At 71.8% G+C, this 21,661-nt stretch carries 25 protein-coding genes; 8 read left to right on the top strand and 17 right to left on the bottom strand.

Annotation, left to right across the window (positions count from 1 at the left end; genetic code table 11):
* Positions 1 to 12 precede the first annotated feature (12 nt).
* Positions 13 to 1,059, top strand: a complete 1,047-nt coding sequence (locus tag ACYVIP_RS28620) for a MerR family transcriptional regulator (RefSeq protein ID WP_460401824.1) — start codon at positions 13 to 15, stop codon at positions 1,057 to 1,059.
* Here the strand turns inward: ACYVIP_RS28620 and pdxR are convergent.
* A complete protein-coding gene (pdxR, locus tag ACYVIP_RS28615; protein WP_460401822.1) occupies positions 1,046 to 2,410 on the bottom strand; it encodes a MocR-like pyridoxine biosynthesis transcription factor PdxR in 1,365 nt (454 codons plus the stop codon). The genes ACYVIP_RS28620 and pdxR overlap by 14 nt on opposite strands.
* Entirely contained in the window at positions 2,411 to 3,805 is a 1,395-nt protein-coding gene (locus tag ACYVIP_RS28610; RefSeq protein ID WP_460401820.1) for a class II fumarate hydratase, read from the bottom strand. It abuts the gene before it with no gap.
* An 88-nt stretch (positions 3,806 to 3,893) separates the two neighbouring features.
* Here ACYVIP_RS28610 and ACYVIP_RS28605 point away from each other — a divergent pair, with 88 nt between their 5' ends.
* Positions 3,894 to 4,886, top strand: coding sequence for an NAD(P)/FAD-dependent oxidoreductase (locus tag ACYVIP_RS28605; protein ID WP_460401818.1), 993 nt, complete (start codon positions 3,894 to 3,896; stop codon positions 4,884 to 4,886).
* On the opposite strand, the gene ACYVIP_RS28600 is transcribed toward ACYVIP_RS28605, so the two are convergent.
* The 3 genes from ACYVIP_RS28600 to glpX form a co-directional block, all read right to left on the bottom strand.
* Positions 4,879 to 5,226, bottom strand: a complete 348-nt coding sequence (locus ACYVIP_RS28600) for a DUF2784 domain-containing protein (RefSeq protein ID WP_460401816.1) — start codon at positions 5,224 to 5,226, stop codon at positions 4,879 to 4,881. The two genes, ACYVIP_RS28605 and ACYVIP_RS28600, sit on opposite strands and share 8 nt — an antisense overlap.
* A gap of 11 nt (positions 5,227 to 5,237) precedes the next feature.
* Entirely contained in the window at positions 5,238 to 5,822 is a 585-nt protein-coding gene (locus ACYVIP_RS28595) for a L,D-transpeptidase (RefSeq protein ID WP_460401814.1), read from the bottom strand.
* A 188-nt stretch (positions 5,823 to 6,010) separates the two neighbouring features.
* Entirely contained in the window at positions 6,011 to 7,075 is a 1,065-nt protein-coding gene (gene glpX / locus ACYVIP_RS28590; protein WP_460401812.1) for a class II fructose-bisphosphatase, read from the bottom strand.
* 80 nt (positions 7,076 to 7,155) lie between these two features.
* Between glpX and ACYVIP_RS28585 the strand changes: the two genes are divergently transcribed.
* Positions 7,156 to 7,773 (top strand): DUF4245 domain-containing protein, encoded by a 618-nt coding sequence (locus ACYVIP_RS28585; RefSeq protein ID WP_460401810.1) that lies wholly within the window; start codon positions 7,156 to 7,158, stop codon positions 7,771 to 7,773.
* Positions 7,774 to 7,823: 50 nt separating this feature from the next.
* Here the strand turns inward: ACYVIP_RS28585 and ACYVIP_RS28580 are convergent, their stop codons facing one another.
* The 5 genes from ACYVIP_RS28580 to ACYVIP_RS28560 form a co-directional block, all read right to left on the bottom strand.
* Positions 7,824 to 8,393 carry a DNA-3-methyladenine glycosylase I gene (locus tag ACYVIP_RS28580; RefSeq protein WP_460401808.1) on the bottom strand — a complete coding sequence of 190 codons (570 nt, stop codon included), beginning with the start codon at positions 8,391 to 8,393 and terminating at the stop codon, positions 7,824 to 7,826.
* Positions 8,390 to 8,707 carry a DivIVA domain-containing protein gene (locus ACYVIP_RS28575; RefSeq protein WP_460401806.1) on the bottom strand — a complete coding sequence of 106 codons (318 nt, stop codon included), beginning with the start codon at positions 8,705 to 8,707 and terminating at the stop codon, positions 8,390 to 8,392. Before ACYVIP_RS28575 ends, ACYVIP_RS28580 begins: the two co-directional genes overlap by 4 nt.
* A gap of 36 nt (positions 8,708 to 8,743) precedes the next feature.
* Positions 8,744 to 9,706, bottom strand: coding sequence for a glucosyl-3-phosphoglycerate synthase (locus ACYVIP_RS28570; protein WP_460401804.1), 963 nt, complete (start codon positions 9,704 to 9,706; stop codon positions 8,744 to 8,746).
* Positions 9,706 to 10,575 (bottom strand): dihydropteroate synthase, encoded by an 870-nt coding sequence (gene folP / locus ACYVIP_RS28565; RefSeq protein ID WP_460401802.1) that lies wholly within the window; start codon positions 10,573 to 10,575, stop codon positions 9,706 to 9,708. The genes ACYVIP_RS28570 and folP overlap by 1 nt, the downstream gene beginning before the upstream one ends.
* Before the next feature lie 85 nt (positions 10,576 to 10,660).
* Positions 10,661 to 11,440, bottom strand: coding sequence for an LOG family protein (locus ACYVIP_RS28560; protein ID WP_460401800.1), 780 nt, complete (start codon positions 11,438 to 11,440; stop codon positions 10,661 to 10,663).
* 67 nt (positions 11,441 to 11,507) lie between these two features.
* Here ACYVIP_RS28560 and ACYVIP_RS28555 point away from each other — a divergent pair, with 67 nt between their 5' ends.
* Positions 11,508 to 11,987 carry a hypothetical protein gene (locus ACYVIP_RS28555; protein ID WP_460401798.1) on the top strand — a complete coding sequence of 160 codons (480 nt, stop codon included), beginning with the start codon at positions 11,508 to 11,510 and terminating at the stop codon, positions 11,985 to 11,987.
* Here the strand turns inward: ACYVIP_RS28555 and dapE are convergent.
* Positions 11,980 to 13,044, bottom strand: a complete 1,065-nt coding sequence (dapE, locus tag ACYVIP_RS28550) for a succinyl-diaminopimelate desuccinylase (RefSeq protein ID WP_460402018.1) — start codon at positions 13,042 to 13,044, stop codon at positions 11,980 to 11,982. The genes ACYVIP_RS28555 and dapE overlap by 8 nt on opposite strands.
* An 81-nt stretch (positions 13,045 to 13,125) precedes the next feature.
* Between dapE and ACYVIP_RS28545 the strand changes: the two genes are divergently transcribed.
* The 4 genes from ACYVIP_RS28545 to ACYVIP_RS28530 all read left to right on the top strand — a co-directional run bounded on the left by ACYVIP_RS28545 (position 13,126) and on the right by ACYVIP_RS28530 (position 16,520).
* Positions 13,126 to 13,617 (top strand): SigE family RNA polymerase sigma factor, encoded by a 492-nt coding sequence (locus ACYVIP_RS28545; RefSeq protein WP_460401796.1) that lies wholly within the window; start codon positions 13,126 to 13,128, stop codon positions 13,615 to 13,617.
* 27 nt (positions 13,618 to 13,644) lie between these two features.
* The gene (locus ACYVIP_RS28540) at positions 13,645 to 14,487 is read left to right on the top strand and encodes a hypothetical protein (RefSeq protein ID WP_460401794.1); all 843 of its coding nucleotides are present in this window, start codon (positions 13,645 to 13,647) and stop codon (positions 14,485 to 14,487) included.
* A 10-nt stretch (positions 14,488 to 14,497) separates the two neighbouring features.
* Positions 14,498 to 15,472, top strand: coding sequence for a 2,3,4,5-tetrahydropyridine-2,6-dicarboxylate N-succinyltransferase (dapD, locus tag ACYVIP_RS28535; protein WP_460401792.1), 975 nt, complete (start codon positions 14,498 to 14,500; stop codon positions 15,470 to 15,472).
* A 112-nt stretch (positions 15,473 to 15,584) separates the two neighbouring features.
* A complete protein-coding gene (locus tag ACYVIP_RS28530; protein ID WP_460401790.1) occupies positions 15,585 to 16,520 on the top strand; it encodes a CHAD domain-containing protein in 936 nt (311 codons plus the stop codon).
* 68 nt (positions 16,521 to 16,588) lie between these two features.
* Here the strand turns inward: ACYVIP_RS28530 and dapC are convergent, their stop codons facing one another.
* The 6 genes from dapC to ACYVIP_RS28500 all read right to left on the bottom strand — a co-directional run bounded on the left by dapC (position 16,589) and on the right by ACYVIP_RS28500 (position 21,648).
* Positions 16,589 to 17,674: a succinyldiaminopimelate transaminase gene (dapC, locus tag ACYVIP_RS28525; protein ID WP_460401788.1), complete on the bottom strand. Its 1,086-nt coding sequence runs from the start codon at positions 17,672 to 17,674 to the stop codon at positions 16,589 to 16,591.
* Positions 17,671 to 17,997, bottom strand: coding sequence for a ferredoxin (gene fdxA / locus ACYVIP_RS28520; RefSeq protein ID WP_460401786.1), 327 nt, complete (start codon positions 17,995 to 17,997; stop codon positions 17,671 to 17,673). The genes dapC and fdxA overlap by 4 nt, the downstream gene beginning before the upstream one ends.
* An 87-nt stretch (positions 17,998 to 18,084) precedes the next feature.
* Positions 18,085 to 18,477: a hypothetical protein gene (locus ACYVIP_RS28515; protein ID WP_460401784.1), complete on the bottom strand. Its 393-nt coding sequence runs from the start codon at positions 18,475 to 18,477 to the stop codon at positions 18,085 to 18,087.
* A complete protein-coding gene (gene mshB, locus ACYVIP_RS28510) occupies positions 18,477 to 19,322 on the bottom strand; it encodes an N-acetyl-1-D-myo-inositol-2-amino-2-deoxy-alpha-D-glucopyranoside deacetylase (protein WP_460401782.1) in 846 nt (281 codons plus the stop codon). The genes ACYVIP_RS28515 and mshB overlap by 1 nt, the downstream gene beginning before the upstream one ends.
* Positions 19,323 to 19,364: 42 nt before the next feature.
* Positions 19,365 to 20,426 carry an ABC transporter ATP-binding protein gene (locus tag ACYVIP_RS28505; protein WP_460401780.1) on the bottom strand — a complete coding sequence of 354 codons (1,062 nt, stop codon included), beginning with the start codon at positions 20,424 to 20,426 and terminating at the stop codon, positions 19,365 to 19,367.
* Positions 20,427 to 20,574: 148 nt separating this feature from the next.
* A complete protein-coding gene (locus ACYVIP_RS28500) occupies positions 20,575 to 21,648 on the bottom strand; it encodes an ABC transporter ATP-binding protein (protein ID WP_460401778.1) in 1,074 nt (357 codons plus the stop codon).
* Positions 21,649 to 21,661 lie beyond the last annotated feature (13 nt).

The raw sequence follows: 21,661 nt of genomic DNA, 5'->3' as shown, positions 1-21,661 counted from the left end.
CGAGGAGGTCGGATGCTCACCATCGGGGTGTTCGCCAGGGCGTCGCGGCTCTCGCCGAAGGCGTTGCGGCTCTACGACGAGCTGGGGCTGCTGCGGCCGGCACGGGTCGACCCGGTCAACGGGTACCGGTTCTACGAGCCGGCCCAGCTGGAGCGGGCGCGGCTGGTCGCCTGGTTGCGTCAGCTCGGGATGCCGCTGGCCACGATCAGGACCGTGGCCGACCTGCCAGGTCCGGCGGCCGCCGACGCGGTCGCCGAGTACTGGCGGCAGGTCGAGACCGACACCGCCGCCCGCCGCGACCTCGCCGCCTTCCTCGTGCGCCACCTGTCCGGGAAGGACGACACCATGCCAACCCCACCACTCACCATCAGCTACGCCGTCCGCACCGACCGCGGCCTGATCCGCGCCGCCAACCAGGATCGCGCCTACGCCGGCGACCGGCTGCTCGCCGTCGCCGACGGGTACGGCGAGCGCGGCGCGGCGGCCAGCGCGGTCGCCATCGACGCGTTGCGCGGGCTGGACTCCGCCGTCCCGGCCGGGGACCTGCTCAACGTCATGGCCGAGGCCGGGCGCGAGGCCGGCGCCGCCGTGCGGGAGCGGATGGCCGCCGAGGACGGCGGCACCACGCTGACCGCGCTGCTCTGGTCCGGCTCGCGGCTCGGGCTGGTGCACATCGGCGACTCGCGGGCCTACCTGCTGCGTGACGGCGCGCTGTTCCAGATCACCCACGACCACACCGTCGTGCAGTCCCTGCTGGACGAGGGCAAGCTCACCGACGACGAGGTCGCCACCCACCCACAGCGGTCGATCCTGCTGCGGGCGCTCACCCGCGACGGCAGGCCGGAGCCGGACGTGCGGCTGCACGAGGTCCGTGCCGGTGACCGCTACCTGTTGTGCTCCGACGGGCTGCACACCGTGCTGGACGACGACGCGTTGCGCGCCGCGCTGACCTCGATCAGCTCGCCGCACGAGGCGGTCGAACAGCTCGTCGAGCAGGCCAACCAGGCCGGCGGGCCGGACAACATCAGCTGCGTGGTCGCCGACATCACCGCGCGATAGCCGCGATCTCGGCGACCGCCGCGCGCAGCCGGTCGGGGGTGGTCGCGGCGTAGCCGAGCACCAGGCCGGGGTACGGCGGCCGGCGCGCGTAGGTCGACAGGGCGGGCGCGTTGATCCCGCGGTCGGCGAGCCGGTCGCTCAGCGCGGCGTCGTCGGTGCCCGGCGGGAGGCGAAGCACGACGTGCAGTCCGGCCGCGACGCCGACCGGTTGCCAGCTCGGCAACCGGTCGGCCAGCGCGGCCAGCAGGGCGTCGCGGCGAGCGCGGTACAGCGCCCTGGTGCGTCGCAGGTGCCGGTCGTAGCCGCCGGAACGCAGCAGCCTGGCGAACGCCGCCTGCGGCAGCGGGGAGCAGCCGAGGTCGGTGACCTCCTTGCGCCGCACCACTTTCGCCAGTACGGCCGGTGGCAGCACCAGCCAGCCGAGGCGCAGTGCCGGGGCGAGGGTCTTGCTGACGCTGCCGAGGTAGGCCACCCGCGCGGGCGCCATCGCCTGCATCGCCCGCAGCGCCGGGCGGTCGTAGCGGTGCTCGGCGTCGTAGTCGTCCTCGATGATCAGGCCGTCGTGCTCGCGGGCCCAGGCCAGCAGCGCGTGCCGGCGCGCCGGGTGCAGCGCGACGCCGAGTGGGAACTGGTGTGCCGAGGTCACCACGACCGCGCGGCAGTCGGCGGCGGCCAGTGCGGCCACGTCGATGCCCTGACTGTCTACTGTGGTCGGTACGGGGATGGATCCGTTGGTGCGCAACATTTCCAGCTGGCCTGGATGGCCGGGGTCCTCCACCGCGATCCGGTCGCCGATCACCGACGCGAGCAGCGATAGTCCTTCGGCGGCACCGTGGGTGATCACCATGTCGGCCGCGGTCGCGGTCACCGCGCGCACCCGGCCGAGGTAGCCGGCCAGCTCCGCGCGCAGCTCCGGCAGACCGGCCGGGTCGGGGTAGCCGAGGGCCTCGTCCGGTAGCTCGGTGAGCACCGCCCTGGTCGCGGAAACCCATTCGGCGCGCGGGAAAGCGCTCAGCGCGGGCAGTCCCGGTCGCAGGTCGAACCGCCAGCGTCGCGGCTGCTGAGTGGGGGTGGCCGGCGGCTCTGGCCGGCCGAGCGCCTCGGCCACCAGGGTGCCCGACCCCGGCCTGCTGGTCAGGTAGCCCTCGGCGACCAGCTGCCCGTAGGCGGCGGTGACCGTGCCACGGGCCACCCCGAGCTGGGCGGCGAGGTCGCGGCTGGACGGCAGCCGGACGCCCGGCGCGAGCTGGCCGTCGCGGATCGCGCCGCGCAGCGCGGACTCGACCCGGCGACCGCGCGCGCCGGCGGCGGGCAGCAGCAGCTCCCGCAGCGTCGTCCAGTCCGGCGCCACTCAGCCGCCGTTGGCCATCCGGAGCACGTCCAGCGCCTCGTCGAGCTGCTGCTCGGTGAGCTTGCCGGCGGCCACATGCCCGCGCGCCAGCACCACCTCGCGGATGGTGCGGCGGTTGGCCAACGACTCCTTCGCGATCGAGGCCGCCTCCTCGTAGCCGAGGTAGCGGTTGAGCGGCGTGACGATCGACGGCGAGGACTCCGCGTACTCCCGCAGCTGGTCAACATTGGCCTCGACCCCGGCGAACACCTTGTCCGCCAACAGGTTCGCCACCGCCGCGAGCAGTCTCGCGGACTCCAGCACGTTGCGCGCGATGACCGGCAGCATCACGTTGAGTTGGAAGTTGCCCTGGCTGCCGGCGAAGGTCACCGCCGCGTCGTTGCCGATCACCTGCGCGACGACCATCATCGTCGCCTCCGGGATCACCGGGTTCACCTTGCCCGGCATGATCGAGCTGCCCGGCTGCAGGTCCGGCAGCGCCAGCTCACCGAGCCCGGTCCTCGGCCCCGAGCCGAGCCAGCGCACGTCGTTGGCGATCTTGTACAGCGACACCGCGACCGTGCGCAACTGCCCGGACACCTCGACCACGCCGTCCTGGGACGCCTGCGCCTCGAAGTGGTCCCTGGCCTCGGTCAACGGCAGCTCGGTCAGCTCGGCCAGCGCCTGGGCCACCGCCGCGCCGAAACCGGCTGGCGCGTTCAGCCCGCTGCCGACCGCGGTGCCGCCGATGGGCAGCTCACCGAGCCGGGGCAGCGTGTCCCGCAGCCGTTCCACGCCGTAGCGGACCTGCGCGGCCCACGCGCCCGCCTCCTGGCCCAGGGTCACCGGCACCGCGTCCATCAGGTGCGTGCGCCCCGACTTGACCACCCGCGCCCACTGCGCCGCGCGCCGCTCGATGGTCTCGGCCAGGTGGTCCAGCGCGGGCAGCACGTCGCGCAGCACGGCCTCGGTCGCGGCGATCCGGATGGTGGTGGGGAAGGTGTCGTTGGACGACTGGGAGGCGTTGACGTGGTCGTTGGGGTGCACGTCGCGGCCGAGCGCCCGGCTGGCCAGGGTGGCGATGACCTCGTTGGCGTTCATGTTCGACGAGGTGCCGGAGCCGGTCTGGAACACGTCGATCGGGAACTGGTCGTCGTGGCGCCCGTCGGCGACCTCGGTCGCGGCCGCGGCGATGGCCTGCGCCAGGTCGTCGTCCAGCACGCCAAGACGCTGGTTGACCTGGGCGGCGGCCGCCTTGAGCAGGCCGAGTGCGCGGATCTGGGTGCGTTCCAGGCCTCTGCCGGAGATGGGGAAGTTGTCCACCGCGCGTTGGGTCTGCGCCCGCCACAGCGCCGCGGCCGGAACCTCGACCTCGCCCATCGTGTCGTACTCGATCCTGAACACAGTGTCGCTCACGTATTCAGTCTGTCCTGCCACGGCGACGATCGCCCGGGTAGTTTGTGGTGGTGCTGGCCACTGTCCGCGATCGGTAGGGTAGGTGTGCATGAGTTCCGCCGAGTCACCGACCGAGGTTGACCTGCTGATCGTCGGTGCTGGTCCGACTGGACTGTTCGCCGCCTACTACGCCGGCTTCCGCGAGCTGAAGACCGCGGTCGTCGACTCGTTGCCCGAGGCAGGCGGGCAGGTGACCGCGATGTATCCGGAGAAACAGATCTTCGACATCGCCGGCTTCCCGACCGTGCTCGGCCGGGACCTGATCGCCTCGCTCGTGGAGCAGGCCGACCAGTTCAAGCCGAACTACCTGCTCGGCCGCCCGGCCCGCTCACTGTCCGAAGTGGACGGCAAGTACGAGGTCGAGGTCGGTGACCTGGTCATCCGCACCGGCGCGATCCTGATCACCGCCGGCATGGGCGAGTTCACCCCTCGGCCGCTGCCGGCAGGTGAGGAATGGCTCGGCCGGGGGGTCGTGCACTTCGTGCCGGCGCTGGAGGCCCTGCGCGACCAGGACGTGGTGATCGTCGGCGGCGGCGACTCGGCGTTCGACTGGGCGCTGTCACTGCACCCGGTGGCCCGCAGCGTGACCCTGGTCCACCGGCGCAACAAGTTCCGGGCCTTCGCCGCGACCGTGCGGCAGGTCGGCGAGCTCGGTGTGCCGATCGTCACCGACGCGCAGGTGGTCGCGCTGCGCGGGGACGAGTCCGGCACGTTGGCCGAGGTGGAGCTCGAGGTCAAGGGCGAGGCCGGTCCGGTGGTGCTGCCGGCGCAGACGGTGGTGGCCGCGCTTGGCTTCACCGCCGACCTCGGTCCGATCGAGGCCTGGGGGCTGGAGATCGTGCGCCGCGCGGTCGCGGTGGACACCACGATGCGCACCGCGCGCGACCGGATCTACGCGGCGGGCGACGTCGCCGCCTATCCGGGCAAGGTCAAGCTGATCGCCACCGGCTTCGGCGAGGCGGCCACCGCGGTGAACAACATCGCGGTCGCGCTCGACCCGGACGCGCACCTGTTCCCCGGCCACTCCAGCGACGTCAGCTGACCCGGGCCCGCGCCCGCCAGCGCACGATCGCGCCGGTGTAGGCGATGAGCACCAGCGCCGCGGCGAGCACCCTGGACAGCACCAGGTACTGGTCGGGGTAGAGCACGCCGTCGACGTAGCGCTCGATGAAGCCCACCTGCGCCCGGTCGCGCAGGCTGTCCTCCAGGGCGGTCAGCGGGCACGGGAAGTTCAGCGTGGCGATGGCCAGCCCCCACAGGGCGAACGGCAGGTGCACGAGCAACAGCCGAGGCCAACGCCACGCCAGGAACGCGCCGAACACGATGAACGCCAGCACCGCGAAGTGCACGGCCATCGTGAGCTCGGCGAGCAGACTGGCCACGGCAGTAGACGTTACGGGACCACTTGCACGACGTCACCGACGGCGAGGCCGTCGTAGAAGGCCTTGGCCGCGGCGTTGGACAGGTGGATGCAGCCGTGGGACAGGTCGCTCAGGCTGCCCTCGTGGAAGGCGATGCCGCCGTTGAAGAACACCGAGTACGGCATCGGCGCGTTGTTGAACTCGCTGCTGAGGTGGTCGATGTCCTTCCACCCGACGGTGAACTTGCCCGGCGGGGTCAGGTAGCCGGGCCTGCCGTGGGTGATCGGCACCGGGCCGTAGGCCAGCTCGCCGCCGGATAACAGCCACGACTTGTTCGCCGACAGATCGATGCACGCGTCCACGCCGCCGCCGCACGGGACGCCGGCCGGGGGTGGTGGCGTGGTCTTGGTGATGGTCACCTCCGCCTCGGCCACCTTCGGTGGCGGCGGGAGCTTGGTCACCGGTGGGGTGGGCGAGGTGGTGGTGGTCGGATGCGGCGGCACCGACGGCAGTACCGGCGTCGACGGCGGCGGGGTCGCCGTGTCCGCCGACCCGCAGGCCGACAGCAGGGCGACCGCGGTCGCGGTCAGGCTCAGGATCATCGTGCGCAGCCGCATCATGGCTCCTTCCGGCCCTTTGGCAGGGAAGACGCCATAGCGGCGATCTAGGTTGCCGGTTGACCGGACGCCGTGCGCGAACCGTTACCTATGGACGTAAGCAGATGCCGGATGCGGGTACGGGGGGCCCGCACCCGGCTTCCACCGCTCCATACGGAATCCAGGTGGATTTGGTTGACTTCCGCCGATCAGGGCAGGGGCGGCAGTGGCGAGTCGTCGTCGACCGTCCGCTCGATCCGGTCGAAGTCGACGGTCGAGTACTCGCGCAGCTTGGTCAGCCGGTGGAAGCCGTCGATCATCCGCACGGTGCCCGACTTCGACCGCATCACGATCGACTGCGTGGTGCAGCCGCCGCTGCGGTAGTGCACGCCGCGCAACAGGTCGCCGTCGGTGATGCCGGTGGCGCAGAAGAACGCGTTGTCACCGCTGACCAGGTCCTCGGTGTGCAGCACGCGGTCCAGGTCGTGGCCGGCGTCCCTGGCCTTCTGCCGCTCGTCGTCGTCCTTCGGCCACAGGCGGGCCTGCAGCGCGCCGCCCATGCACTTGAGCGCGCACGCCGCGATGATGCCCTCCGGGGTGCCGCCGATGCCGTAGAGCAGGTCGACACCGGTGTTGGGCCGGGCGGCCGAGATCGCGCCCGCCACGTCGCCGTCGCTGATGAAGTGGATCCGCGCGCCCGCGTCGCGGACCGCCTGCACGTGGCTCGCGTGCCGTTCGCGGTCGAGGATGCACACGGTCACGTCGGAGACGTCGGTGTGCTTGGCGCGGGCCACCCGGCGGATGTTCTCCGCGATCGGCGCGGTGAGGTCGATGACGTCGGCCGCCTCGGGGCCGACCGCGAGCTTCTCCATGTAGAAGACCGCGGACGGGTCGAACATCGCGCCCCGCTCCGTGGCCGCGAGCACCGCGATCGCGTTGGGCATGCCCTTGGCCATCAGCGTGGTGCCGTCGATCGGGTCGACCGCGACGTCGCACTCCGGGCCGTCGCCGTCGCCGACCTGCTCGCCGTTGTAGAGCATCGGCGCCTGGTCCTTCTCGCCCTCGCCGATGACCACCACGCCGCGCATCGAGACGGTGCCGATGAGCTTGCGCATGGCGTCGACGGCCGCGCCGTCGCCGCCGTTCTTGTCGCCCCGGCCGACCCACCGCCCGGCGGCCATCGCCGCCGCCTCGGTCACCCTGACCAGTTCGAGGGCGAGGTTGCGGTCAGGCAGCTCGCGCCTGGTGGTCGGCTGGTCGGTGGACTGGGTCATGCCGCCTCCCGGTGTCGCCCCGAACTGACCTTCCGATCCTCCCAGACTTCGCTGGCCGGGTACGAGTGAGCATGATCTCGGTGACCTGCGAGGATGACCCCGTGGTGGACACCGAACCTGGCGGGCACCGGCCACCGGGACGTGCTGGCCTGCGCATGCGCGACATGATCGGGGCGATGGTCGTACTGCTGGTGATCGTCGGCGTACTGGTCACGGTCACCAGGGGGTGCTCGTTCGATCCCGGCGGGCCGAGCGTCGCGCCGGACAGCGCGCCCTCGGTCGACGCGTCGGCCAAGCTGCGGGTGGCGGCCGGCTCGGTGGCCTTCCCGGTGCGCCAACCGGAGCTGTCGGCGCGCTGGCGGGCGAACTCGTCGTCCACGTCGTCGATCGGCGAGGGTGCCGACGCCGACGTCGTGGTGCGGGTCGGCTGGGTGACGCCGAGCGGGCGGTACCTGCAGCTCAGCCAGTCCGGCGGGGACGCGCAGGCGGTGTTGGCCGCCGAGACCGGGGAGTCGGCCGCGGCGAGCCGGTCGGTCGAGGTGGCCGGGGTCACCTGGGACGAGCACGCGTCCCGGCGCGAGGAGGTGGCCTGGCTGACCACGTTCGACGGGACGGTCACGGTGGTCACCGGCTCGGCGACCGAGGAGGAGTTCCGCACCATGGCCGAGGCCGTCGGGTCGGCGAAGCCCCTGCCCTGAATGGGTCATTCGGGACGTTGAGCGTCGCCAATGCCTCATTCAGGGCATTGCTAGCCGGCGCGCCAGCAGTCGCTGACGTGGTCGTCGACCATGCCGGTGGCCTGCATGAGGGCGTAGGCGGTGGTCGGGCCGACGAAGGCGAAGCCGCGTCGTTTCAGCTCCTTGGCCATCGCCGTGGACTCGGGGGTGATGGCGGGCACCTCGGCCAGGGTCGCCGGGCGGGCGCGGGTCGAGTGGTCGGGGGCGAAGGACCAGAGCAGTTCGTCCAGCGGGCGGTCCAGGTGCGCGATGGCGCGGGCGTTGGTGACCGTCGCGTTGATCTTGGCGAGGTTGCGGACGATGGTGGCGTCGGCCATCAGCCTGGCGACGTCCGCCTCGCCGAACTCGGCCACCTTCTTGGGCTCGAAGTTGGCGAAGGCGCGGCGGAAGTCGGGCCGCTTGCGCAGGATCGTCAGCCAGGACAGGCCGGACTGGAAGGCCTCCAGCGTCAGCCGCTCGAACAGCTCGCGCTCGCCGTGCAGCGGGACGCCCCACTCCTCGTCGTGGTAGGCGAGGTAGATGTCCGCGGAGGTGGCCCAGGCGCAGCGGCGGCGGCCGTCCGGACCGACGGGGCTGGTCATCGCTGCTCCTGGGGGGCGGTCTCGGGGAGCTGGGCGCGCAGGTCGGCGACCTCGGCACGCAGGTCGGCCAGCTCCGCGCCCACCCGACGCAGCACCCAGTCGACCTCGGACATCTTGTAGCCACGCACCACCAGCTGGAACCGCACGTCACGCACGTCGTCGGCGGTGATGTCCGAGGTCGGCAGCCGGGTCGGGGACGCGCCGGGCGGCAGCGGCGGCAGCTCCTCACCCCGGCCGAAGACGACCGACGCCAGCAGGAACACCACGGCCGCGACGAGGACCATGACGACCAGGTAGATCAGTGCGGTGGTCACGCCCGCGATCGTCCCACAACGCGGCGAAGGGTCCCTTCACTGCACTGGCCGCAGCGAAGGGACCCTTCGCTGCGGTTGACCAGCCAGGAGGTCACGCATGGGCGGGCGGTCGGGGGCCTGGATGGCGGTGGTGTCGGGCAGCCATTCGCCGGCGACCTGGACGAACTGGGTCAGCTCGCCGGGGACGACCGGCGGGCCGCCGCAGCGGGCGAGCGCGGTGGTCAGGATCTGCCTGGCCATCACGCCGAGGGCGGCCAGCGGCTGGTTGCGGTGGCGGCGCACGCCGAGGTTGACCTGCGCGATGCCCGGCAGCCCGACCAGCCCGTGCGCGTCGAGCAGCAGGCCGATCTCCACCCCGTAGCCGGGCGCGAACGGCACCGCCTCCAGCAGCCGCCGGGTGCCCGCGTACTCGCCGGCCAGCGGCTGGATGACCCCGGACAGCTCCGGCCGCAGCGTGGACAGCAGCGGCCGGGCCATCAGCTCGGTCACCCGGCCGCCGCCTGACCCGTCCGTCGAGTCCTCAGTGGACAGTGGGCGGCGGTAGAAGCCCTTCACCAGTTGGACGTCCGGCTCCAGCAGCAGCGGGCCGAGCAGGGTCGGGACGAACATCGGGTCCGGGTCGACCAGGTCGGAGTCGACGAACACCAGCAGGTCGCCGGAGGTCGCGGCCAGCGAGCGCCACAGCACCTCGCCCTTGCCGGGCAACGGTTCCAGCTCGGTCAGCACGTCGGTCCTGCGGACCACCCGCGCGCCGGCGGCGAGCGAGACCTCGATCGTGGCGTCGGTCGAGCCGGAGTCGATCACCACCAGCTCGTCGACCAGCGTGCCGACCAGCGGGCGGACCGAGGCGATCACCTCGGCGACCGTGGCCTCCTCGTTCAGCGCCGGCAGCACCACGCTGACCGTGCGGGAACCCTTGGCGGCCACCAGATCCTGGACCGTCCACTCGACACTCTGCCAGGTGCGCGAGGTGAACCAGTCGCGTGCGGCGGCGTGCATCAGGCCAGCGCTCGCAGGCAGCGGGCGGGCGGTCGGGAACCGCTGATACTGGCCACCATCTCGACCACCTGTCTGGTACGCGCGACCTCGTGGGCGCGGAAGACCCTGGCGCCGACCATGGCCGCCACCGAGGTGGCCGCCAGCGTGCCGTCCACCCGGTCGGTCAGCCCGACGCCGAGGGTCTCGCCGACGAAGTCCTTGTTGGACAAGGCCATCAGCACCGGCCACCCGGTGTCCACCAGCTCGTCGAGCCGGCGCAACAGTTCCAGGCCGTGCCAGGTGTTCTTGCCGAAGTCGTGGGTCGGGTCGATGAGCACCCGGTCGGCGGGCACGCCGAGGGACACCACGTGTTCCGCGCGGGTCACCAACTCCTCGGCGACCTCGGCGACCACGTCGAGGTAGCGCACCCGGTGCGGGTCGGTCCTCGGCGCCGCGCCACCGGTGTGCGAGCACACGATGCCGGCGCCGAACTCCGCGGCGACCTCGGCCAGCAGCGGATCCGCGCCAGCCCAGGTGTCGTTGATCAGGTCGGCGCCCGCGGCGCACGCGGCCCGGCCGACCTCGTGGCGCCAGGTGTCCACGCTGATCACCAGGTCCGGATGTCGGGCGCGGACCTGTTCGACCGTCGGCACCACCCGGCGCAGCTCCTCGGCGACCCCGACCCGCTCGCCGTGCGCGCCCGCGCGCACGCCGCCGATGTCGACGATGTCCGCGCCCTCGGCGACCAGCCGGTCGACCGCGGCCAGCGCCGCCCGGTCGTCGAAGGTCGCGCCATGATCGTAGAACGAGTCCCTGGTGCGGTTGACGATTCCCATCACCAGAGCGCGGTCGGTCGCCACCGCTCGGTCACCGAAACGAAGTTCTCCCACGAGCCGATGGTGCCACGGCGGTCGCGGGAAACCCGCCGGCGATACACCGAGGACACAATTGGTGACCAGGTGGAAACGTCCGTGGTTAGTGGACCTCGACCCAGGCCTGATAGGCCTCCTCGACCACGCGGATCGCGTCGTCCACGTCGTCGGTGAGGTGCAGCAGCGCCACGTCCTTCTCGCCGATCTTGCCCTCGTCGAACACCGTGCCGCGGATCCAGTCGTACAGCCCGCCCCAATAGGAACGTCCAAACAGGACGACCGGGAACTTGGTGACCTTCTTGGTCTGTACCAGGGTGAGCGCCTCGAACAGCTCGTCCAGCGTGCCGTAACCGCCGGGCAGGCAGATGAACGCCTGGGAGTACTTGACGAACATCGTCTTGCGTGCGAAGAAATAGCGGAAATTGACCCCGAGATCGACCCACGGGTTGAGCCCCTGCTCGAACGGCAGCTCGATGCCCAGCCCGATGGACAGCCCGTCGGCCTCCGAGCAGCCGCGGTTCACCGCCTCCATCACGCCGGGGCCGCCGCCGGTGATCGCCGCGTAGCCCGCCTTGGCCAGCGCCTCGCCGATCTGCAGGCCGAGCTTGTAGTCCGGGTGCTCGCGCCCGGTGCGGGCCGAGCCGAAGACGGTCACCGCGCGCGGCACCTCGGCCAGCGCGCCGAACCCCTCGACGAACTCCGCCTGGATGCGCAGCACCCGCCACGGGTCGGTGTGCACCCAGTCGGCCGGGCCGCGGGAGTCGAGCAGGCGTTGGTCGGTCGTCGTGGTCTCGTCCCGCCGTGATCGGCGGAGCACGACCGGGCCGCGCTGCTTCTCCCTCGGGTGCTCCTCGTCGGGTGATTCGAATCGCTGGGTGGTCACTCGCGCGAGTGTAGATCGGGCTAGATTTCCGGGAATGACCGATGGGGGAAATTCCGAAGAGCGGATCATGAAGCTGGAGCAGTCGCTGCAGTCATTACGCAAGCGCGTCCAGCAACAGTCGGCCGAACACCAACACGCCGCCGACGCGCACCAGCACGCCGCGTTCGCCTGCGCGATCGCCGGCGCCATGCTCGCCCTCACCGCGACGACCTGGCGGGTCGAGGACCACGACGGCCTCGAGGCCGACGACGTGCAGACGCTGTGGGGCATGCTGGCCGACGGCTGGCCGCCCGTCGCCGCCCTGCTGCTCGTGCTGACCCTCGGCGTCGGCACCTTCGCCATGGCCAACGCCAGCCGCCGCGCACACGTCGTGTTCGTCGGCATCGCGCTGGCCGCAGCGGTCGCGGTGCTCTTCGCCGGCAGCCTCGCGCCGACCTACGGCCTGGACGCGAACGACTACGGCAGCGGGCCCGGCCGCTGGCTCACGCTGCTGTGCGCGCTCGCGCTCGCGGCGACCCACGGCTCCCGCGCGAGCGCGCTCAGGTGAGGAACCGGGTGAGCACCTCGGCGCACCGGTGGATCTGGGCGATCGGCACATGCTCCTCCCTGGTGTGGGCCAGGGTCGGGTCGCCGGGCCCGAAGTTGACCGCCGGCATGCCGAGCGCGGCGAACCGGGCCACATCGGTCCAGCCGAGCTTGCCGATCGGCTTGCCGCCGGCCGCGGCCACCAGCTCGGCCGCCGCGGGCGCGGTCAGCCCGGGCAGCGCGCCGGCCGCGTGGTCGGTCACGGTCAGCTCGTAGCCAGGGTCGTCGAACACCTCGCGCAGGTGGGCCGTGGCGTCGGCCACCGACCGGTCCGGTGCGAACCGGAAGTTCACCGTGAGCACGGCCTCGTCGGGCACCACGTTGCCGCTCACGCCGCCGCCGATGCGCACCGCCTGCAGGCCCTCCTGGTACCGGCAGCCGTCGAGGTGGACCTCGCGGGCCTGGTAGCCGGTCAGGGTGGCCAGGGCGGGCTGGAGCGCGTGGATCGCGTTGACGCCCAGCCACGCGCGGGCGGTGTGCGCGCGTCTGCCGGTGGCCCGCAGCTCCACCCGCATGGTGCCCTGACAGCCCGCCTCGACCACCGCGTTGGACGGCTCGCACACGATCGCCAGGTCGCCGGCCAGCCACGCCGGCAGCTCCCGCTCGATGCGCACCAGGCCGTTGCGGGTGGCGTCGATCTCCTCGCAGTCGTAGAACAGGAACGTCAGGTCGTGGCGGGGAGCGGTGAGCGCGCCGGCGATGTGCAGCATCACCGCGTCGCCGCTCTTCATGTCGACCGTGCCGAGCCCGTGCAGCTCGTCGCCGATCCGGCGCACCGGCAGGTTCTCGTTGACCGGCACGGTGTCCAGATGCCCGGCGAGCACCACCCGGGACGGCCGGCCGAGGTTGGTGCGGGCGAGGACCGTGTTGCCGGAGCGGATGACCTCGAGCTGGGGCAGGGCGCGCAGGGCCACCTCGACCGCGGCGGCGATCTCGCCCTCGCCCTCGGAGACGCTGGGGATGTCGACCAGCGCGGCGGTCAGGTCGGCGGGGTCGGCGGTGAGGTCAAGGTCGGCGATCACGAAAAAGAACGTACCGGTGGTGCAACCCGAAGCCGGGGACCCCGCGTGACTAACCCGGGATTTACCACTGGAGGGTGCATGACCGATCGCGACGGCGCATTCGCCGAGTACTTCAGGAGCCGCTCGAGTGTCCTGCGGGGCACCGCGTATCTCCTGTGCGGTGACTGGCATCGGGCGGAGGACCTGGTGCAGATCACGTTCGTCAAGCTGTTCCGATCCTGGAACCGGGTCGCCGCGCGCGACACGCTCGACGCCTACACCCGCCAGATCCTGGTGCGGACCTTCCTGGACGAGGCGCGGCGCGGGTTCTTCCACCGCGAGCGGCCGACGGCCGAGCACACCGAGCAGTTCGCCCCGGTCATCGGCAACGTCGAGGACCGGCTGGTGGTGCTGCGCGCGCTCGCCGAGGTCGCGCCCCGACAGCGGGCCGCGCTGGTGCTGCGCTTCTGGGAGGACATGTCCGTCGAGGACACCGCGAGCGCCATGAACTGCACGGCGGGCACGGTCAAGAGCCAGACCGCACGGGGCCTGGAGGCGTTGCGCCACCACATCCCAGCCACCACATTCTGACTACTTCTCACTACGCGGAGACAACCCATGAACGAGCACGAGTTCCGTACCGCCCTGCGCGGCGACATGTCCGTCACCCCCGAGCCGCCGCCGATGGGTGACGGGCCGGTACTGGACGCGGCCCACCGCGACCGCAGGCGCCGCCGGGCGACGTGGGCCGGTGCGGGCAGCGCCATGGCCGTCGCGGCCATCGTCGTCGGCGTGGTGGCCTTCACGCCGGGCACCGGCGGGACTGACGGGCTGGAGGTGGCGCAGTCGCCGAGCATTCAGGTCACCGAGACCCCCCCACCCACGGAGAACACCAATACCCGATGGCCGGACGGCCAGACCGACCAGCGCGTCGACTCCGGCCCGGAGAACGACAAGGCGGTCGCCCTGCTGGACGACCTGGTGCGCGTGGTGCCCGCCGGGTACGAGGTGCCAGAAGACCTCGTCGGCGAGGGGGACCTCGACGGCGTGCGGCTCAAGCGGCACATGGCGCAGTACGAGTTGGGCGGTCCCGACGACGGCAAGGCGTGGTCCTACTACGCGGACGTACCGCTGGCCAAGGGCGGTGGCGTCGGCCGGCTGGAGATCAGGGTGCACGAGCACATTCCGGGCCTGAAGGTCAGCGAAGGGTGCGAACTGGGAGGGCTGCCGTCGTGCGAGGAGAAACTGGTCGACGGCAAGCGCGTCGCGACGTTCGACCTCTTCGACCACCCCGACGGGGGGACCTCCGAGCTGGTCGGGTACCGCGGCGAGCACGCCACGGTGTTCATCACGCAGGCGACCACCTTCGAGTACGCGGGGCTGCCGGCGGTGGACGCCCTGCCGTTCACCACCGACCAGCTGGCCGAACTGGTCACCGACGCACGCTTCCAGGTCCACTAGCCTTGCCGACGTGAGCAGCGCAACCGAGAACACCGGAGCACAGGGAGTCGGGATCGCCACCGTCGCCGACGACGGCACGGTGCTGGACACCTGGTACCCCCATCCCAAGCTGGACGACGGCCGGATGCCGGGCACCAAACAGCTGTCCGAGCAGGAGGCGGTCGACGAACTGGGCCCCGGTGTCTCGGCGTTGCTCGGCCCGGACGGTGACCGCGAGGTCGAGGTGGTCGCGGTGCGCTGCGGCATCATCTCGCTCACCGACCCGCCGGCCGACGCCTACGACGCCTACCTGCGGCTGCACCTGCTGTCGGCCAGGTTGGTGGCGCCGCACGGGCTGAACCTGGACGGGCTGTTCGGGGTGCTCGCCAACGTCGTGTGGACCAACCACGGCCCGTGCCGGGTCGAGAACTTCGCCACCACCCGGCTGCGGCTGCGCTCCCGCGGCCAGGTGACCGTCCATGGGGTGGACAAGTTCCCCCGGATGGTCGACTACGTGGTGCCGAACGGGGTGCGGATCGCCGACGCGGACCGGGTGCGCCTCGGCGCCCACCTGGCGACCGGCACGACCGTGATGCACGAGGGCTTCGTCAACTTCAACGCCGGCACGCTCGGCGCGTCGATGGTGGAGGGCCGGATCTCGGCCGGCGTGGTGGTCGGCGACGGCTCCGACGTCGGCGGCGGCGCGTCGATCATGGGCACGCTGTCCGGCGGCGGCAAGGAGACCATCTCGATCGGCGAGGGCTGCCTGGTCGGCGCGAACGCCGGCGTCGGGATCTCCCTCGGCGACGGCGGGGTGGTCGAGGCCGGCCTGTACGTCACGGCCGGCACGAAGGTGGCGCTCGAGGACGGCCGGCTGGTCAAGGCGCGTGAGCTGTCCGGCGTGCCCGGCCTGCTGTTCCGCCGCAACTCGGCGACCGGCACCGTCGAGGCGGTCTCCCGCACCGGCAGGGGCATCGAACTGAACGCCGCCCTCCACGCCAACTGAGCCGCCACCGCGGCGACTACTGCGGCGACGACCGCAGCGAAGGGTCCCTTGCCTGCGCCTAGCGCAGCGAAGGGACCCTTCGCTGCGGTAGGCGGGCAGTAGCATGGGTGCGATGGGCATGTTGGGTGAGTTGGGGTTGCCGAAATCGGCGCCGGTCGCGCCGGCTGACGCGCCGCCCGCGGTGCATGTCCGGGTGCGGATCGATCTTCAGGTGCGTGCGCTGGTCGAGCACGAGGCGGTGGCCAGAGCCGACGAGGACCCCGAGGGCGTGCACCAGATGCGGGTCGCGATCCGCAGGCTGCGGGCCGCGCTGAAGGCCGTCGCGCCCGACCGGGCTCGGGACACCCTGCAGGGCGAGCTGCGCTGGCTCGGCGGCGTGCTCGGCCGGATCAGGGACCTGGACGTGCTGCTCGGCCGCCTGCGCGAGGAGGCGGCCGACCTGACCAGGACCGAGCGCGCCGCCGCCGAACGCCTGTTCGCCGGGCTGGTGGCCGACCGCGAGCAGGCCCGCCGCCAGATGCTGGACAGCCTGCGCACCCCCAGGTACACCGCCCTGCTGCACAGCCTGGCCGAGCTGACCCGCACCGACCTGGCGACCACGGTGCCCGATCGGGACGGCGACGGCAGGGCACTGCTCGAGGTCATCGCCCGCCCACACCGCAAGCTGCGCAAGGACGCGCTGGCCATCGGCGACGACCCGCCGGACGACCAGTTGCACGCGCTGCGCATCCGGGGCAAGCGGTTGCGCTACGCCGCCGAGCTCGCCGCCCCCGCCGGCGGCAAGCCGGTAGCCAGGCTGATCAAGGCGACCAAGGCGTTCCAGGAAGTGCTCGGCGACCACCAGGACGCCACCGTCGCCGAGGAGGAGCTGCGCCGGCTGGCCGCCAGCCTGGCCGCGGCCGACCACGAGGCCGTGTTCGTCGCCGGTCGCCTGGTGGAGCGGGAACGCGGCCGGCGCGCCGACTGCCGGGCCCGCTGGCGCGAGACCTTCGACGAGCTCGACGTACTGGCCGCCGCCCTCCTGGCCCGCCCGGCCGCGATGCCCTGAATGGGGCATTGGCGACGTTCAACGTCCCGAATGAGGCATTCAGGGCAGTTGACCTGGCCGGGGACGGGCTAGGTCAGGCGGCTGGCGACCCGTGCCACGCGGTCGTCCGGCGCGGTGAGCGCGACCCGGACGTGCCGGTCGCCCGTCGGGCCGTAGAAGGTCCCCGGGGCGACCAGGATCCCGCGCTCGGCGAACCACCGCACGGTGTCCCACGCCGGCTCGTCCCGGCTGGCCCACAGGTACAGCCCGGCCGTCGAGTGGTCGATCCGGAAACCAGCGCCGGTCAAGGCCGCCATCAGCACCGTGCGCCTGGCGGCGAACCGCGCCCGCTGCGCCTCGACGTGCGTGTCGTCGGACAGCGCGGCGGTCATCGCGGACTGCACGGGCAGCGGGACGATCATCCCGGCGTGCTTGCGGCTGGCGAGCAGGCGCTCGACCAACGCGGGGTCGCCGGTGACGAAGCCGGCCCGGTACCCGGCCAGACTCGAGGACTTGGACAGCGAGTGCACCGCGAGCAGCCCGTCGAACCGGCCGCCGCACACGTCCGGGTGCAGGATCGAGTGCGGCTGCTCGGTCCCATAGCTCAGCGTCAGGTAGCACTCGTCCGCGGCCACCACCGCGCCGCGCTCCCTTGCCCAGTCGACGACCTTGCGCAGGTGCTCGACCGGCAGCACCTGCCCGGTCGGGTTGGCCGGGGAGTTGATCCAGACCAGCGCCGGGCGCAGCGGCCCGGCCGCGAACAGCCCGTCGGTGCGCAACACCGACGCGCCGGCCAGCCGGATGCCGACCTCGTAGGTCGGGTAGGCCAGCGCCGGGATGACGACCGTGTCGGCCGGCCCGAGCGCCAGCAGCGTCGGCAGCCACGCCACCAGCTCCTTCGAGCCGATCGTGGGCAGCACGTCGGTCGGGGAGACCGTGACGCCGTGCCGGCGCGCCATCGCCCCGGCGGCCGCCGCGCGCAACCGCGGCGTGCCGTGGGTCGTCGGGTAGCCGGGCTCGGCCGCGACTGCCTGCAACGCCTGCTGGACCAGCGGCGGCACCGGGTCGACCGGAGTACCGACCGACAGGTCGATCAGCCCGTCTGGATGCTCACCGGCCGACGCCTTCGCCGAGGCGAGCGAGTCCCAGGGGAAGCTCGGCAGCGAGCGGCTCACTCGTCGTGCTGGACCGGCGGCAGATCCTTGATCCACTGCGGGTCCGCGGCGACCTTGCCCACCTTGGCCGCGCCGCCCGGCGAGCCGAGCTCATCGAAGTAGTCGACGTTGGCCTTGGTGTATTCCTTCCACTGATCGGGGACGTCGTCCTCGTAGTAGATGGCTTCGACCGGGCACACGGGCTCGCAGGCACCGCAGTCCACGCACTCGTCGGGGTGGATGTAGAGCATCCGGTCCCCTTCGTAGATGCAGTCGACCGGGCACTCTTCGATGCACGCTTTGTCGAGCAAATCGATGCAGGGCTCGGCGATCACATAGGTCACTGCGTTCTCCTGCTTCTTCCTTCTGATGGTGCCTGCCAGCGGAGGTTACCGGCTGTCGCTAGTATCCCCCTCGTCATTGGAGCAGGTTCACCGCGGTGCCGTGATCGTGTTCGCCAACACCTTGCCAAGCATCACTGCGGCTGGCAACGCGCCGGCCGCGAACAACACCAGCGAGCGCCAGTCCTCGGTCAGCAGCAGGTCGCCGCCCGGACCGAACATCCCGACCACCGCGATCGTCGCGATCCAGGCCAGCAGCGGCGCCGCCGCCACCGCCATCCGCCTGGACAGCCGCGCGGCCAGGGAGACCAGCAGCGGGTTGGTCACCGCGGCCAGCGCCGCCATCAGCGGCAGCGGGAACCCGTCGAGGTTGGGCAGCAGGTACCCGTCGAACGACAGCGGCAGGAACATCAGCTGCACCACGGCGAGGACCACCGCGTCGAGCATCAGCAGCACCACGAGCAGCCGGTCGCGCAGCTGCATCAGAGTCCGCCAAAGAGGTCCGTGTCCGCCCCGGTCGGGTCGCCGGCGGCGAGGATGTAGAACTCGTCGGCCGGGATGGGCTGGGCGATGCCGTTGGTCAGCGCGTAGCAGTTCGCGCCCGCCGCCGACTGCCACACGCTGATCTGTGTCGAGTGCGCGCGCAACGCCCGCAGCTTGACCGAGAGCACGTCGGCGACCGACACCGTGGTGGTGATCAGCGCGTCGTCGGTGACCGGCAGCTCACCCGGCGCCGGCAGCCGGTAGGGCAGCTCCGGCACGGCCGCGAGCGCGTCGACCCCCTGCTCGGTGGCCCGGCGCGAGGTCACCGCGTGGAACACCCGGTCGACCTCGCCGACCGCCGCGCACGCCGCGGTGGTGATCTCGTGCGCCCGGATGTGGTCGGGGTGCCCGTAGCCGCCGTCCGGGCCGTAGGTGACCACCACCTGTGGGCGCACCTCGGTGAGGATCTCGGCCAGCACCTCGGTCTGCCCGGCCAGGTCGCCGCCGGCGAACGTGCGCGGGTGGGCGTTGGCCGGCGTGCCGGCCATCCCGGAGTCGCGCCAGCGGCCGGGGCCGCCCAGCCAGCGGTGGTCGGAGACGCCGAGCGCGGCACACGCCGAGCGCAGCTCGCCGATCCGGTAGCCGCCGAGCTGGTCGGCCCGGTCGGTGGCCAGCTCGCGCAGCGACTCGGGGATGATCTCGCCCTCTTCGCCCAGCGTGCAGGTGACCAGCGTGACCTGCGTGCCGGCCGCCGCGTAGCGGGCGATGGTGCCCCCGGTCCACAGGCTCTCGTCGTCCGGGTGGGCGTGTACGAGCAGTAGGCGGGGAGCGGCGGACAGAGTCATCGAAGGGCCGTCATCGGTAGTCCAGTCCAGTACGGGCGGCGGTCAGGCGCGCACCACTTCGCGCGGTGCCGCATAGTGACACGACGCCTGGTGGCCGAACGCACCGGCCACGTCGTAGAGCGGCGGCGGCTCCTCGACACACCGGCGCGCGTCGGTCTCCGACAGGGTCTCGAACTTCCAGCAGCGGGTGCGGAACCGGCAGCCCGACGGCGGGTTCGCCGGGTTGGGCACGTCGCCGCGCAGCACGATCCGCTCGCGCCGGCGCTCGATGTGCGGGTCCGGGATGGGCACCGCGGAGATCAGCGCCTGGGTGTAGGGGTGGTGCGGCCGGTCGAACAGCTCGTCCCGGTCGGCGATCTCCACCACGTTGCCCAGGTACATCACCGCGACCCGGTCGGCGATGTGGCGCACCACCGACAGGTCGTGCGCGATGAACAGGTAGGTCAGGCCGAGCTCGTCCTGCAGGTCCTCGAGCAGGTTGATGATCTGCGCCTGGATCGACACGTCCAGCGCGGAGACCGGCTCGTCGAGCACGATGAACTTGGGGTTCATCGCGATCGCGCGCGCGATGCCGATGCGCTGGCGCTGGCCGCCGGAGAACTCGTGCGGGTACCGGTCGGCGTACTCCTCGGCGAGCCCGACCAGGTCGAGCAGGTCGGAGATCGTCGAGCTGGTCACCTCGGCGTCCTGCAGCTGGTACTTCTCGGTCAGGATCTGGCGGATCGTCATCCTCGGGTTCAGCGAGGCGTACGGGTCCTGGAACACGATCTGCATATGCCGCCGGGTGCGCCGCAGCTCGCGCGGCCCGAGCGCGACCACGTCGGTGCCGTCGAGCCGGATCGAGCCGCTGGTCGGCTCGATCAGCCGCAGGATCGCGCGCGCGGTGGTCGACTTGCCGCAGCCGGACTCGCCGACCAGCGCGACCGTCTGGCCCCGGTTGACGTTCAGCGAGACGCCGTTGACCGCCTGGACGAACCCCGACGCCCGGCGCCCGATCAGCCCGCCCCGGATCGGGAAGTGCTTGACCAGGTCGGTGACCTCGAGCACCGGCGCCTCGGCCAACGCGGCCCCGCCCCCGGGATTCTGCGAACTAGGCGCGCTCATTGCTGGTCCGCCTCCCCGGGATTCAGAGTTGTGGTTGCGTTGGCGAGTGGAAAGCGCTGTTTGGTCACGTGCTCGTGGCTGAGTTGCTTCACGTTCCCCTGAGGTGCGGCTGCGTAGCACTCGGCCTGACTCGCTGCGCAGGCTCTGCTCATTGCGCCAACCTTTCCTGAAAGGCGATCTGGACCTGGTCGCTGTGGATGCACGCGGCCCGGTGCAGCCCGCCGTGGTCGGTCTCTGGCAGCTCGACGGTGTCCAGCGGCGGCACGGCCTCGGCACAGGCGTCGGTGGCGAACCGGCAGCGGGGGTGGAACGGACAACCGGCAGGCACCCGCGACAGGCTCGGCGGCATGCCGGGGATGGGCAGCAGCCGCTCCTGGCGCCTGCGGTCCATCCTGGCCAGGCTGGACAGCAGACCGAAGGTGTACGCGTGCTGCGGCCGGTAGAACACGTCGTCGCAGCTGCCGGCCTCCACGATCCGCCCGGCGTACATGACGTTGATCCGGTCGGCGTGGCTGGCCACCAGCCCGAGGTCGTGGGTGATCAGCACGATCGCGGTGTTGCGCTCCGCCTGGAGCTTCTCCAGCAGCAGCATGATCTGCGCCTGGATGGTGACGTCCAGCGCGGTCGTCGGCTCGTCGGCCAGCAGCACCTTGGGGTCGTTGGCCAGCGCCATCGCGATCATCGCGCGCTGGCGCATGCCGCCGGAGAACTCGTGCGGGTACTGGTTGATCCGCACCCCCGGGTTGGGGATGCCGACCTCGCCGAGCAGCTCGAGCACCTTGCGCCGGGCATTGGTCTTGGTCACCTGCTGGTGGGCGGTGATCATCTCGGCGATCTGGTCGCCGACCTTGAACACCGGGTTCAGCGCGGTCAGCGGGTCCTGGAAGATCATCGAGATCTCGCTGCCGCGCAGCTTGCGCTGCTGCTTCTCCGGCAGCTTGAGGATCGACCGGCCGCGCAGGCGGATGTCGCCGGAGGGGAAGGTCGCCGGCGGGCTGGGCACCAGGCCGAGGATGCTCATCGCGGACACCGACTTGCCGGAGCCGGACTCGCCGACGATGGCCAGCGTCTCGCCCTCCCTGACGTGCCAGCTGACCCCGTCGACTGCCTTGACCACGCCACGGTCGGTCGCGAAGTGCACCCGCAGGTCCTCGACCTCGAGCAGCGGCGCCGACGAGGACTCTTCGAGTTCGAAGTCGGTCGTGCTTTCGTTGCGCGCCATGCGCGGGGACTCC

This window comes from Actinophytocola sediminis, from assembly GCF_054779715.1.
The sequence above is the reverse complement of the archived record's forward strand: the minus strand, read 5'-3'. Positions and strand labels throughout refer to the sequence as shown.

What these genes read in the sequence shown, in the direction of transcription:
- ACYVIP_RS28620 (WP_460401824.1), top strand. Translation starts at nt 13, where the DNA reads ATGCTCACCATCGGGGTGTTCGCCAGGGCGTCGCGGCTCTCGCCGAAG.
- ACYVIP_RS28605 (WP_460401818.1), top strand. Translation starts at nt 3,894, where the DNA reads ATGAGTTCCGCCGAGTCACCGACCGAGGTTGACCTGCTGATCGTCGGT.
- ACYVIP_RS28595 (WP_460401814.1), bottom strand. Translation starts at nt 5,822, where the DNA reads ATGCGGCTGCGCACGATGATCCTGAGCCTGACCGCGACCGCGGTCGCC.
- glpX (WP_460401812.1), bottom strand. Translation starts at nt 7,075, where the DNA reads ATGACCCAGTCCACCGACCAGCCGACCACCAGGCGCGAGCTGCCTGAC.
- ACYVIP_RS28580 (WP_460401808.1), bottom strand. Translation starts at nt 8,393, where the DNA reads ATGACCAGCCCCGTCGGTCCGGACGGCCGCCGCCGCTGCGCCTGGGCC.
- ACYVIP_RS28570 (WP_460401804.1), bottom strand. Translation starts at nt 9,706, where the DNA reads ATGCACGCCGCCGCACGCGACTGGTTCACCTCGCGCACCTGGCAGAGT.
- ACYVIP_RS28555 (WP_460401798.1), top strand. Translation starts at nt 11,508, where the DNA reads ATGAAGCTGGAGCAGTCGCTGCAGTCATTACGCAAGCGCGTCCAGCAA.
- ACYVIP_RS28545 (WP_460401796.1), top strand. Translation starts at nt 13,126, where the DNA reads ATGACCGATCGCGACGGCGCATTCGCCGAGTACTTCAGGAGCCGCTCG.
- ACYVIP_RS28540 (WP_460401794.1), top strand. Translation starts at nt 13,645, where the DNA reads ATGAACGAGCACGAGTTCCGTACCGCCCTGCGCGGCGACATGTCCGTC.
- ACYVIP_RS28530 (WP_460401790.1), top strand. Translation starts at nt 15,585, where the DNA reads ATGGGCATGTTGGGTGAGTTGGGGTTGCCGAAATCGGCGCCGGTCGCG.
- ACYVIP_RS28515 (WP_460401784.1), bottom strand. Translation starts at nt 18,477, where the DNA reads ATGCAGCTGCGCGACCGGCTGCTCGTGGTGCTGCTGATGCTCGACGCG.
- mshB (WP_460401782.1), bottom strand. Translation starts at nt 19,322, where the DNA reads ATGACTCTGTCCGCCGCTCCCCGCCTACTGCTCGTACACGCCCACCCG.
- ACYVIP_RS28505 (WP_460401780.1), bottom strand. Translation starts at nt 20,426, where the DNA reads ATGAGCGCGCCTAGTTCGCAGAATCCCGGGGGCGGGGCCGCGTTGGCC.
- ACYVIP_RS28500 (WP_460401778.1), bottom strand. Translation starts at nt 21,648, where the DNA reads ATGGCGCGCAACGAAAGCACGACCGACTTCGAACTCGAAGAGTCCTCG.